This window comes from Nocardia sp. bgisy118 (genome assembly GCF_057708605.1).
Window position 1 is genome coordinate 371,324 of the sequence record NZ_JBYISM010000003.1, and the last position, 14,562, is coordinate 385,885.

Consider the following 14,562-nt stretch of genomic DNA (forward strand, 5'->3'; position numbering starts at 1 on the left):
CGGCCACGACGGCTACCCGCGCGATTCCGGAATGCACGCGTTCATGCAGGCCGCGGTCGAGCATCTGACCGCGACCTGGCCGCTGATGTCCGACCCGGTGTGGGCAGAGCTCGCCGCGATCAAGGAAGAACGGTCCGCCGACCGCAAACCGCTGCTGGAGGCGATCCCGGCGAATCGGCGCCAAGAGCTGGATCTGCCCGCGCATTCGGTCGGCGTGTACAACGCGCAGGGTGACAAGACGGTGCTCAGCGCGGCGACCAATATGGAGAGCATCGCGCTGGTGCTGCGCGGGTTCCTGACGAGTCTGTCCGAGCACGCGGACGTGATCACGGGTTGGTCGTGGGCGAGCATTCAGCACGCCTTGTTCCAGTTCACCAGCCAGTTCAGCGTGATGGCCGGTGTCACCTTCAGCACTCTGGGCCAGTTCACCGCGCCGCGGAACCCACCGCAGTTCGCCATCGAGTTCGATGTCCCGAACCAGAAGATCACCAAGGTGCGAATTACCGGCGAAACCATGAAGACTCGCCGCGACACCCGCAACGGCGTGTGCCCGGGCTTCGTCGGGATCAAGCCGGACGGCCAGGCCGTCGAACCGATCGAGCAGCTCCAGCAGTCCTTCGACGAGCGCGAGATTCCGACGAAGGGTCACAGCTCGGGCTCCAATATCGCCATGCGCCTCGGCGGTTTCCTGCTGCCGCTGCTCGGCCGGGACTACCCCGCGCTGCGGGTGCTCATGAACCCGGCGCTGAGCGAGTACAACACCGGCATCAACACCTGCTTCGTGGATTCGATGACGCGGGTGGCCGACGACCAGAACACCCCGGATCGGCCGAACGTCGTCACCGTGCCCGCCCTGGATACCCGCAACCTGTCGGGCATCTCGTGGTCCGATGCACAGCCGAGCTTGCACGGCGCCGTGGCCGAGGGCTTCGATCACCCCGGCATGTCGGCGCACGCCAACCTGATCGACGGTCTGATGCATCGCGCCGGGCCCGGGTCGATCGCCTGGGTGCTCGATCAGCGCACGACCGAGGATCGCCACGGCGTGGGCGCGCACTCCTACGCGGTGAAGTACCTGGGCGAGAACAACTTCGAGGTCGATGGCGTTCCGGTCACCTACCAGCGCACCGACGATCACGGCGTGGCTTGGTTCACCACTCCGGCCGGTGACAGCGTCACGCTGCTGGACCTGACCCATGCCACCCCCGAGGAAACCGGGAGCACCTGGGCGGTGGTCTGGCGCGACGGCGAAGTCGTCGAGAACGTCGGCGATCGCACTGCCGCGCAGCCCGACGCCGTTCTGCGAATCGGTCAGACGCCGGACCAGAACTCGCCGGTCCCCGCGCACCGGCAGCCGCCTGCGCACGCGCCGCCGCCCGCGCAGATTGCCGCGTTGCGTGCCGAGATGTCCGACGCCCTGGCTCGCGAGAGCGCGGACCGCGCGGAATCGATGCGGTTGTTGGCGCAGTCGCGGGAGGCGAGCGAGGCTGGTCGTCCTGCGGACGCGCAGGTCCTGTCGACGCGGGCCGAAGAATTCACCGAGACAGCGGAACTCGCGAAGGCGGAGGCCGAAGCGGCCCGCGCCGCCGCAGTGCAGGCGCACGAGGACACGCTGAACCTGACCGAGGCGCAGACGCGGGCGCGGCTGGTGGACCTGGGGACGCAGGTCGCCGCCTTGCAAGCACAGCTGGACGGCGAGCTGGGCGGCGAGACCGAAAGTGCCCAATTCCGCACGGATCTGGAGCTGGTCGACAACCTGACCGCGGCGTTCGCGCTACGCGATCGGGTGGACCTGGCCCAGCAGCTCGAGCGCACCCTCGGAGAGCAGATCACCCGCGGCCAGGGTGCGGTGCAGACGCTGCGCCGAGCCATCCGCGATCTCGAAGCGGAACCCGTTGACACGCGGGCGTCCTCGCGCGCAAAGCAGGCGGATCTGGCTGTGCTGCGGCTGAAGTTGCGCGACGCGCTGCATGCGCTGGCACAGTTGGAAGCCACGCAGACGGCGCTGCACGACAAGACGCCGCCCGGGCCGCTGATCGAGCTGCGCGCCGCGCTGACCCAGGAGATCCTGGCGGGCACGAGGTCACGCAACGCCCTGGCCGAGGTCTTCCAGATCGTCGACGACAACCAGCTGAACCCGGAATACCAGGGTCCGCTGGAGCCGGGCACCCAGCAGATCCAGCAGCTGCGCGCGCTGATCAACCAGATGCAGGAGCTGGAAGCCGAACAGAACCAGCTCACCGAGTACCTCGACCAGCAGATCGCCGAGCGGCGGGCCGCGCTTGCCGCGCTGGACGAGCTGGGCATGCTGCCGATTTCCGATCGGGTGGGTGTGCGGCCGTCGCTCAGCCCCACGGCTACGAACTCGCAGACGGTGGTCGTCGGCACCGACACCGATGTCAACGACTACCGCCAGGCCCTGTCTGCTGCGCTGCCGCCGCAGACGGACGTGAGCCTGCTGCTGGACATGGCGAAATCGTCGGTCATTCCGGTAAATGTGCAGTTCCGTCAGATCGAGGTCGACGCCGACGGTACCTACCAGCAGTCGGTGGCGTTGCCGTCCACCGACGCCGAACTCACCGCGCGGGCCGGTTCGTGGGATCCGGCCAAGCATCCGCGTAAGTGGGAGAAGGAGAAGTGGACCGACCCGCAGCCGCCGTTCCTGTTCAAGGTGTCGATGGTGCCGACCTTCGACAAGATCATGGCGGGGTTGCACGAATTCGGACCGGGTGAGGTTCCGGCGTTCCTGTTCCCGCAGAACTTGCCGTTCTCGAAGACGATCTACAACGTGCCTGAGGGCGTGAACGCCTGGAGCTCGGACGTCGGCCTCAACATGTTCCACGCCCGCATCCTGGTCATCGGCATCCTCCAGCGGATACCGACCCATCCGTGGGCGAAGAACCTGATTCAGAACCGTCCGTGGATCGGTCGGACCATCCTGCGCGCCACCCAGTGGCTGCCCGCGAACACCGCGCACGGCCAGTCGGTGCAGCTGCCGCTGTCGGTGGACTTCGTGAACCGGCATCCGCAGGTGGCCCAGGCCATGGCCGATGTGACGCAATGGATTCCGGCCGTGCGCGACGGCAAGTGGATCCATTTGATCCCGGTGCTGCGCGGCACCCGCACCTACGCCTGGTTCAACGACGGTCAGCCCGACCCGCAGGCTCTGCACCGCGAGGAGCTGGCGCCGCTCGCGCTGAACTCCGAGCAGGCGCGTCTGGACGGCACGACCGCATACCCGTACACCGGCGAGAGCGTCGACATCCCGGAGTCGCTCGCCGCTGAGTGGCGCGCCAATGATTCTGCGCGCCAGCGGATTCAGCAGGAGACCGACGCCGCCTACGCGGACTTCGAACACAATCGCGTCCACGAGCACGACAGCCTGCTCGCCCAGATCGTCGACAACGCGCTCTCGGATCCCGACGCCTACTCCGGCGGCGACCCCAAGCGCTGGGTGCGCGGCCCGGGCAAGGCCTGGGTGCGCGACCCCAAGGGCACGCACATGCCCAAGCGTTCCGACGGGTCGACCTGGCTGCGTGATCACGCGGGCAACACCCGCACCCCCGACGAGGTGGTGCGGAACCTGAACCGGGCGCGCGACTACCTGCTGCGCAATTCCGAGGTCAACCAGATCGCCGACGTCGTCGCGATGTGGAACCGGTTGATCGCCGGACACCCGGTGCGCGAGGACATCATCGCGCTCGAGGGCGCGCTGTTCGAAGCGGAGTTCCAGGCGCGCAATCCGAAGGCGACCGGGCATCAGGCACATGCGGCCGCCAAGGCCGCGGGCTACGACTGGGACGCCAACCGCCCGCATCTGCCCGGCAAGCGCACGCTGTGGCAGCGGCTCACCGGCCGCCGCGCCGACCCGCTCGACTTCACCTCCGGGCTGGACCCGAACGTCAACGATCCGGCGCGCACCCGCCAGTTCGCACTCCCGCTGTACTACGGCGTGCAGGGCCTGGACGGGGTGGACAGCAGGCTGCGCGCGGTCATGGGCGGTTGGCCCTCGGCCAAGGTCGACCAGGCGCTCGCCGAGGTGAAGGACATCGTCCACCGGGCCACCCGGTCCTTCACGACCAACGACCACGATCTGGCCCGCGGCGGGGTGCACGTCTCGGCGCGTGTCACCGGCAGGCCCGGCGAGCAGGTGCTTGCGGTCACCGTCGAGGTAGACGGTGACGGCGCCTTCCCGCGCACCAGGTACTACCTCGACCAGCACGACAACGACTGTGTGCCGGTCGCCGCGCGGTTCGTCAACCAGGCGCAGGGCACCACCGTCACCGACGCCGATCTGCTCGAGCCCTCACTGGCGGGTGTGCTGTGGAGCGATATCGTGCCCGAGCTCAACGGCGCACCGGTGCAGGGCTTCGTCTCCGACGCCGACTCCACCGCCCACGCCCGCCTCGTGCGCGGCCTGCTCGACTCGGGCCCCGGCACCACCGCCTACCTCTTCGAACAGCGCGCGACCGCCGACCGTCACGGCGCCATGGGCCACGCCGCCGCTCTCACCTACATCGGTGAAAATGCGGACGGCACGCACACTTTCGAGCTCAACGGGCACACCGTCATCCTGAACCGGGTCGACCCCGACGGCCGCGAATGGTTCCAGCGGCCCGCACCCGCAGGCACCCGTGAACTCACCAGCGGCACCACCACGACCGAGGTCTCGCTCGCCGACCTCGCCGGCGGCCGCACCGACCAAACCGTCGCCCTCTGGGCCACGGTGTACCAGGACGGCCAGGCCATCCAGCTGTCCCCCGAGTTCACCGACCCGAACGCGGCACCGCCCGCCGATGATGTCTCCTTCGGCACGAGTTCCTCGGTCGACGCCGTGATCGCGGCCAACTTGGCCGCGCTCGGTATCGACACCGAGGCAGGGCGGCTGCTCGAGGCGGCGCTGCTGCTCGAGGAGCGGTATCTGGCCATTGCCGTGATCGCCGAGCAGCCACAGCCGGAAACCGTGCTCGGCGAGCGCAGGTGGGCGGGGCACCTGGGTGCCAGGCTGGTTGCCCGGCAGCACGGGGACCAGGAGCTGACCGTCGACTTCATTCGCGCGATGCACGACCAGTTGACGATGTCGGCACCGCCGGAAATGGAGTTCGGTGCCCCGACACCGCGGATGGGTGTGCTGTCGACGCCGCTGACCGCGGACCAGATCGCCACCATCGAGGCGAACCCGCTACTGTCCTACATGCCGCCGCCCGCCGGGCCCGGCGAACACGGCGTGATCGTCTACCCGAACTACGCGTCGCAGGCGGAGGTCGACCAGGCTCTACAGGAATTGTGCGACTGGTACAACGCGGCCCAGCGTGGATCCGAGTACGACCCCTTCGAACTCGCCGCGGAGCTGCAGCGCAGGTTCGTGTCGCTGCACCCACTCGACTTCAACGGGCGCGCGTCGCGCATCCTGATGAATTGGTCGTTGGAGCAGAATGGGCAATTCCCCAGCGCCGTCCGCGAATTCGATGCCCTGCACATCCCTGCGTCGGACTGGGTGGCCGCGGTCCGGGAGGGCAGCGCCCGGTACGCCGAATGGCTGGCCAATCTCGCCGAACACGGACCCGCTCTCGCCCCCGTGGATCTGTTCGGTCTCCAGGCCGAGCAACAGCGGTATCGTGAAATCGGCGGGGAGAACGCACCTTTCGCGCCGGGGCAGCCGCGCAATCGCGCGAAGTACGAGCAATTGCTGCAGGCGGTCACCTCGCCGGAGACATCGGCACCACTGACCCCTGTTCTCGCCGACCTACCGGACCCGGCCACGGCCGATATGGCCGACCTGCAAGCCTGGGCAAGTTCCTACGACGATCCCCAGCTTCGGTACTTCTTGGGGCAGCAGCACGAGGCCGTGGCCGCGCTACTCGCCGACCACGGCATGCCCACCGCCGACTCGATCGGGCCGCGCCGGGAATTGGAAGCCACGGTGCGAGAGGGCCTTTCGCGGGTGCTGGCGGAGCTCGGCCGTCCCGATCCGCTGCCCGCGGATATCGCCGACCTGGCTGCGCTGGCACAGGAACTTGCCGACGCCCGCCCCGTAGCGTCCGAGCTGGCGGCCGCCGCGCTCGTCCTGGCCGACTTCGCCGCCGAATCGGCCTCGGCCGATCTCGCGGTTACTACCGATCTGTCCCCCGCACAGCGGGATCTGGCCCAGGCCCTCGGTGTGGACCCGGAGCTGATGCAGCGCCCCGGGCTGCTGCGGCAGGCCGTGGATGTGGTGCAGGGACAGCTGCGGGCCATGGATGCGGCGGCGTGGCAGCGGGCGGTGGAGGCCGGGCGGCTGCCGCTGTTGCGGCGGTGGATCGGCCTGCGCATGCAGTGGGACAACGCGACTCAGGAACTCCAGGTCGAGTCGCTGCGGACCGGGGTGCTCGACCCGGTGGCCGTGCAGCGCCTGCAGGACACCAATACCCATTTGCAGCAGGAACTGGCGGAGCTGCTCGCGGTCGCCGAACTGGTCGACTTCTCGGCCCAGAGCTCCGGCGATTCCGTGGTCGAGCTGCGGCGCGCCGCCGCGGCGACCGGATCGCCCGACTTGGCCGCGTTCGTCGACCTGTGTGCCGACGCGCTCCCGCCGATTCCGGCGGCGGAACCGGACCCGGACTCCCAGCTTGCGGCGGCCCGTGAGAACCTGGCCGAGTTGGCCGGTCTGCTCCGCGTGGATCCGGACTCGCTGACGACGGGTTCACCGCAACTGGCCCGACTGCGCGCCAAGTGCGACGACCTCGCCCGCGAGTTGGCTCAGGCACTGCAAACCTCGGTCGCGGACCTGGAAACCGTACTGGAGCAGAGGGATCTGTCCGGCAACCCGGATACCGATCCCGAAATGCTCGGCCGGTACACCGACTGGCTGACCCACACCGGGGCTCTGGAGGCCGCGGAGCACTACAACAGTTTGCTCGCGAACGCCGCGCCCGCGCCCGCCCCGACCGCCGTCGAGCTGAACGCCGCCCGCGACAACCTCGCGGAGGTCGCCGCGCTGCTGGAAGCCGACCCGGCCGAACTGTCCACCGATGGAACCGAACTGGGCGACCTGCGTACCAAACGCGACCAGCTCGCGGCGCAGGTCGCGCAGGCGCTGAACATCCCGGACGCCGAGCTGGAAACCGTGATGCAGGACCGCGACATCTACGCGGAGCCGGGCATTACGACGGAAACCCGTGCGGCCTACAGCGATTGGCTGACCTACAACGCCGTCGTCATCGCCGCCGAGCACTACAACGCGCTGCTCGACGCTGCGACCGCGCCGACCCGGGCGACCTACGAGATCGCCGAGCTGAACGCCGATTTCACGGCGACGCTGCCCTCGGTCGACAGTGTCCAGTTCACCGCGTTGACCGTCGACGTCGACGGGCGGCTGCTCGACCCGGAAACCGAACTGCCTTACAACAGCCACGGTACCGGTGACCGGTTCATCCTCGGTGCGGCCCCGGGCGTGGTCCTGACCGCGTCGGCCGCCACCCACTACGAGCTGTTCCGCACCCTCGGCGATCCGAGCGCCGGACCCGCGGGCTTCGGCGTCTGGCACATCGTCGACGGCCGGATCACCAAGATCGAGCCGTACACCCAGGCCTTCTCCCACGCCAACACCGACCCGAAGTTCACCGCCCAGCTGCGTTACGAACTGACCAGACTCGGCGTAGACCTGTCCGGCGTCGACTTCAACCAGGAGAACCAGGGCGCGGTCTGGTCCAGCGTCGACTCCGCACGGACTGTCGACGCGCTGATCGACGGCGATATATCCACAGCGACAGCACTGTTCGCCGGATACGGGGACAGCTTCTGGACGAACGTCACCGAGGTCGCGCGGATCTCCGAGGGCGTGGACGTGACATTGCGCCTGTCTCCGGTGCGCGGCGAACCCGGACAGGTCACCCTGTCGATCACCTCGAACGGTGCTCGGCTGACCAACATCGATCTCGGCCTGGACCCGCTGCGGACCGGTATCGCGCTGCACCGCCTGCACCACCAGGTATCCGGTTGGCTCGCCGCGTCGAACGTGGGCTGGTCCGCCGATACCGCGACGCAACTCGCCGAGATTCCCGGCGCGGACCGCGCCGCCGCGGAACTCGGTCGGTCGACCGCATCGGCTGCCACCGATACCGTGCGATCGCTGCCGAGCGACCCGGCCCGGGCCCGCGCCCAACTGGATCGGGCTCGCGCGAACCGCGACGACTTAGCCGAGACAATGGAAGTGGATCCCGACGATCTCGGCCCGGACTCGCCCGTGCTCAGTGGGCTGCGCACCGAACGCGACGAAGCCGCCGCGGTCTTGGCCCCGGTACTCGAAATCGATATCGCGCAGGTGGATTCGACCCGTGTCGAGCGGTTGTTGATGAGCCGATCCAACCCCGACAGCGACGAAGCCGCCGAGCGCTTCCTGGAACTCGACGCGTTGGTCGACGCCGCCGACGACACCAATCGCCGCCTCGTGGCGCTGGCCGAGCTGGAATCTTCGGCTCCGGACTCGCCCGCGCCACCACAGCATCCGGCAGCGGCGGCTCAGCCGGTCACCGACGCCGATGCACTGGACCGTCCGGTACGCAAGCCGCGGAAGGGCCGCGACCCGGGGACGTTCTTCGCCTACGATCCCGACGGCCCGCACGAAGTGCAGGCGTTCCGGGCTCCGGGCCGGGCGGAGTCGGCGCCATCGAACGAGCCCGTCGGCGATGTGCTTGCGGCGGAGGAGATTCCGGCCCCGTTGACCGGTGACAGCCTGCCCACCGTGGAGCTCAAGCGCGGCTATGTGGGTGAGGAGCTGCGCCGCAACCAGTGGGGCGATCCGGTCGTGCACCAGCTGTCCGAGGCGGAGCTGGCGACCCAGCGCATCGTCATCGGACCGGATGGCAGGCTCTACCGCGCGCACGATGGGCAGCTCTTCGACACCGGCGGCCGCACGGTGATGTTCGCTCTCGACCCAGCGGGCAATCTCTACGCCGAGACCGGACTGATCGACAAGCCGATGCGGCATTCGTCGTTCCTGTCCGGGCGCCCGGTCGCCGGTGTCGGCGGGATCCGGGTCGACGCGGGCCGCCTGGCCACCATGACCGACAGCAGCGGGCACTACCAACCCGCAGCAGCGGTCAACGACGATGCGCTGCGAGTCCTCGTCGACCAGGGTATGCGGGTCGCCGAGGATTTCGCGCAGTACGACCCACTGGACCGGCGCCGTCCCGGCCCGCTGGATCCGCAGGCCGTAGGAGCGGACGGCACCGCGCCGGGCGGCGGCGGGAAGCCCAGGGGTGCGGGCAATGTCGTGCGCGACGTGCTGCGCGCGTTCGTCCCGGATTTCGAACCGGGCCGCGACTTCGACGCCGCCACCCGAACCCAGCGCGCCGCGCACGGTGTGGTGGACTACCTCGCGGGTTTCTGGGAGAGCTCGGATTTCGTCGCGTCCTCGCTGTTCCGGCCCATCGACGCCGCAGTGCTGGAGCAGGTCGCGGCGATTGAGCCGAAGCGGTTGCGGCAGTTGCTCGAGCAGGGTGGGCTCACCGCGACCCAGATCGACGGTGTACTGAACCGGCTCGATGAGATTCGCATCAACGGACGCATCCACGGAGATCACGTCGGCGACGCCGACTCCGAAACGGACGCGGATGCCGAAACCGATTCCGAACAGGCCAGTTTCGAACCCGTCGACCCGCGAACCCTCGGACCGGCTCGCGAATCGGCCTTCACCGACCCCGAACTCAGCTCGCATGGACTCATTCGCGTGACGTTCGAGGGCAGCGACACCGTCTGGGTGTACAAGCCGTTCCACGGCGACGCCGACACCGCGGGCATCCCGCCTTCGGGCCGCGCGCTGCGCGAGGTCAAGACCTACCTGCTCGACCGGCTGCTGAAGTTCCACCTCAAGCCGCCCACCTATCTGTGGGAAGGCAGCAAGGGCACGGGCATCCTCCAGGAGTACGTGCCGGGCGCGGAGAGCGGACGTGCGGTACGCGGCTACGACCGGCTGACCCGCGACATGATCGCGATCGTCGACTACATCGCGGGCAACCGCGACCGCCACGTGGGCGACATCATCACCACCCGGTCCGGTCGCGTCGCATCGACCGACGACGAAGCCACCTTCCCCGTGGGCGAGAACTCCTTCGCCCAGTTCGCGACCCAGTCGGTCTTCGTGACCGACGTGCTGGGCCGAGACCTCCACCCCGATGCGATGGCGCTGGTCGCCGCGCTCACCGAGGCGGACGTGCGCGCGATCCTGGACGGCCTCGAACCCGAAGCCATTCAGGGCGCGGTGGACAGGTTCACCGAGATCAAGGACAACGGCAAGATCACCGGCGACACCTGGCCGTACCGTGGCGGACTGCCGGGCATGGTCGACAACGTGGTTGGCGACGACCGTCCTCGGGCGGACCCCGACGATGGTCCTGAGGGCGGATCGCCGGTCGATCCGAGCCCCGGCCCGGACGGGCCCGATCCGCGTCCGCAGGGTGGGGGCCGCGCGATGGATGCGGACACGCCCGATACCGCGGCTATGGGCGTCGGGAACCCATCGGGCCGATTCGATCCGGGCATCGTCACCGGGAACAATCCGGACGGAGACAGCTCGGGGCACGCGGTCGGGCCGAAGCAAGCTTCGGCCACCACGGACCGAGCAAAGGTGGCCGAGGAACGCTGGTTCGACAGCTTCCGGCAGCGGCTGCGCGACCAATTGCACGCGGTCGCGCCGCACCTGTCGGAGAACGGTCCGGAGAGTCAGGCGTTGGCTACGGCGAGCCGTTCCGACGTACAAGCAGGGCTGGAGGGGCTGCGGCGGGACCAGCGCCGGTGGTTGATGCTGCGAGTACGCGACGCGATGTCCTTCGAGGACGCATGCGCCGCCGTGAATCTGAATTCCGAGCAGGCAAGGGCGGACGCCCGGGTCGCGGAGAAGCGGGCGATCCGGAATCTTGCCCAGTCCATTGCCGCCGCGCTCGAGGAGCGGAACAATCCGGAATCGCGCTTGATGCGCGCCGCGCAGGAGCCGCGGAATCGGCGGACGTTGGAGCGAGCGATCGCGAAACTATCCCCGGCGCAACGGCAGTTCGCCGACCTGCGGATCCTCCAATCCCGCGAATGGCCCGCGGTAGCAGCCGAGATGGGCCGGGAACCGGCGCAGCTCTCGCACATCAGGAAGCGGGCCGTGGAGCGGTTGTCGGATGCGCTCACCGGCGTCCCGCGTCCGGACGCCGACCCGAACTGGGAGGCCGTCGAGGACGCGTACCACGAGCGCAACGACGAGTTCGTTCGTCACCTGGCCGGAATTCCGGTCGCTCGTCGTGCGGTGATCGAATTGGCTCTGCGGGGCAAAACGACGGAACAGATTGCCGCCGAACTACATCGCAGCGAGAACGCGGTGCGCAAAGCACGCAAACGAGCTGCCGACCAGCTGGCCAACCTACTGTCGGACAGCACGGTAGCGCTGACCGTGGACGAGGCTTTGGCGGCGGTGCGAGAGGCAGACCACGCCGCACTGGAGCCGTTGCTTGGATATCTCACCGCGAATCGACGGCACGTCATCGAGGGTGTACTGCACGGTGACACGCTCGCGGAGATCGCCGCTCGGATCGATGGCACTGAGAACGGCGTACGCCAGCAGCGCAACCACGCCGCGCGGCAACTGGCGGACTGGCTCGTCAACGGCGCACCGGAAGCCGTCACCGCCGCCGACTCGGCCGTCGACGTGGCGGAAGCCGACGAAGGACCCGAGAGCGCGACGACCGCGGAGCCGAACTCCGTCGACAGCAGCCCCGCGATGCTGTTGGTCAGAAACCCGGCCAACCGAGATGCCGTGCTGGCAGCCGCGGCGAAGCTTTCGCCCGCGACAAAGGAATTCGTCGAGCTCCGGTTCGGACAGGGCCTGAGCATCCCTGAGATCGCCGCGCTGACCGGGCGCAAACAGGGCGCGTTGTGGACTACGCAGTACCGGGTCGTTCCGAAGCTGGCCAGCATGCTGTCCGGCGGCCCCGACCCGATACCGTCCGGAAAACCAGGCAATGCTTTGAAGCTGGTACAGGAGACCCAGCGGACGAACAAGAAAGCACTGTCCCGGGCGATGCAGGTGCTCAATGCCAACGAAAAGCGCATTGTGCGACTGCGGATAGTCCGGGGCATGACGCGTGCTGAAGCGGCTGAGGCCATGCACCCGCTCAGCGTGAAGTCCGTCGACCGCATCTTCGGCGAAGCCGTGCGGAAATTGGCCGGCGAGTTGGCCGGAAGTCCTGTTCTGACCGATCCGGAATCCGCCGCACTGGTTTCGGCCGCTCCACGGGAGGCGCTGCGGCGCAACCTGTCCGGGCTCACCGAGCTGGAGCAGCAGTTCATCACACTGCGTATCTTCGAGGGTCGCAAACACGTGGCCATCGGCGCTGCGCTCGGGAAGCCCACGTCCGCGATCCAGAGTCTGCAACGTCGCGCCTACGCGCGAATGGCGACGCTGCTCATCGGTGATCTCGGCACCGAATGGAGCACCTCGATCCGTGGCGCCATACGGCAATCCTCGGCTCCGGACTCGCCTGCGCCACAACAGCATCCGGGAGCGGTGGCCCAGCCGGTCACCGACGCCGATGCACTGGACCGTCCGGTACGCAAGCCGCGGAAGGGCCGCGACCCGGGGACGTTCTTCGCCTACGACCCCGAGGGGCCGCACGAGGTGCAGGCGTTCCAGGCTCCAGGTCGAGCGGCCAAACGTACTCTGGGCCAGGACATGGTCCAGGTGCAGGCGGCTGTCGACGCCGACCGGGACAGAGTGCTCGAGCTCGCGCGACAAATGTCGCCCGTTTTCGCTGATTTCATTCAGAAGCGCTTTGTCGACGGTATGTCGGTCGCGCAGATCGCCGCGGAAAGCGGGGGGAACAAGAACACCCTCAACGCAATGCAGCGCCGGAACCTCCCGCGCCTGTTGAAGCTGTTGTCCGGAGAGTCGCGCAATGCGATCGATGGTCGCTCCACCGATGTGTTGGGACAGTTGCTCCAAGCCCGTCCTGATGATGTGCGCACCGCCATGGCCGAGTTGTCGCAGACGGATCAGATGGTTGTACGCATGCGGGTGCTCGAACGGAAATCCGCCGCGGAGGTCGCTGCTGCTCTGGGCAATACACCGGGCCAGCGCACCACCCAGAGTCGCGCACTACAGCGGGCGCTCGCGCAGGTCACCGGAGATCACGCGCTGAGCCCGGATGAGGTGCGCGCAGCGCTCGCGACTGCTCGTGCCGAGCAACCAGAGAAGTACGCGGCCGACCTCGCGCGGCTGCCGTACCAAGAGCAGTGGGTGCTGCGACTTCGTGACGCGGATCTGTCCCAGGCCGAGGTGGCGGCCGCGCTGGAGATGTCCGCGACACAGGTGCAGGGCATCGAGCGCCGCGGCAAGGCGCGCCTTGCCTGGTTGCAGTCCGACGACCCGCAGGCAGCGCTGTATCAGAGCGTGAACCAACGCGATCCGGGCGAGGCATCGGACTTCTTGCGAGACGTCATCGATGGCACGAGCGCACGGGCGCAGCGCACTCCCGGGCAGATCGTCCGAGATGCGCAGCAGACGCACATCGGTCGCTCCCAACTTCGGCGTCTGGTCCGTGAGCTGCCCAGTCCGAGGCAGAAGAACGTCTTCCGGTTGCGCGCGGTCCAGGGCATGTCGCACGTCGAGATAGCCGCGGAGCTCGATATCGAGGTCGCGCAGGTGCGCCGGTCCTACGAGCGGGCTGTTGGAACACTCGCTGCCTGGCTCACCGGAGCGGGCAACAGAGCGTCAGGCCCGGACCTGACGCTGGTCCGACAGGTCCAGCGCAAGCATCCGATGGATCTACAGCAGACGCTCGCCGATCTGGGGCGAGAGCTGAAGCTCAATGCAGCAGATATCGAGGTCGTTCAGCTACGCGTCGTGCAGGGAATGTCCCCGACCGAGGTGGCGAAGTCACTCGGGCCTACCGTTTCTCCGGCTGCGGTGAACATCCGGCTGGGTCGGGCGGCGCATGTGGTCGCCGAGCGACTTCGGGGTGAGGGTCTGACCTATCCGAACCCGGAGGCACACTCCTCGTTCGGCGAGTACCTGGCCGAACTCGGTCGTCTGAACAACCTCAGCCTGACGGCCAAAGAACGCATCGTCGGCATGAGTGTGCGCAGCATCGCGCTCTACGAATCCGGAAGCTCCCACGCACTCCGCGAGTTGGACCTGCTCGAGATCTACGATCGCGCGCTGCATCGCGCCGGTTCCTGGAATGCTTTCGCCGATGCGTGGGGACATGCCCTTCCCAATGGCTACAGCTACCGGATGGATCCGCGGGGAGAATCCCTCCCCGATCCCGCGGACTTCGATTCGGTGGGTGGCTGGCTGAAAGCGTTGCGGTTCTACAACCGATTGACACTGGAGGAATTCGCCGCCCGCATCGACACCAGCTACACGAGCATGAACGAGGCGCACAGACGGCTACGCCTGCGTTCGCTGCGCCAGGTTCGTGACGGTCTGAGCGTCCCAGCCGACTTCCTGGAGCGGGCGGTCCTGAAGTACTACACGCGCACGGATGTCCCCGTGGTCGATCAGGCCGAACACGACCTGTTCTGGAGCCTCGTCGCGACCAAACC

At 68.1% G+C, this 14,562-nt stretch carries 1 protein-coding gene (running past both ends of the window); it reads left to right on the forward strand.

This entire window lies inside a single protein-coding gene on the forward strand: locus AC3EO7_RS05600, encoding a sigma factor-like helix-turn-helix DNA-binding protein (RefSeq protein ID WP_435590600.1). The 53,043-nt coding sequence extends 16,403 nt beyond the window's left edge and 22,078 nt beyond its right edge, so the window shows coding positions 16,404-30,965 — codons 5,468 (partial) to 10,322 (partial); the first complete codon in view begins at position 2. The start codon and the stop codon both lie outside this window.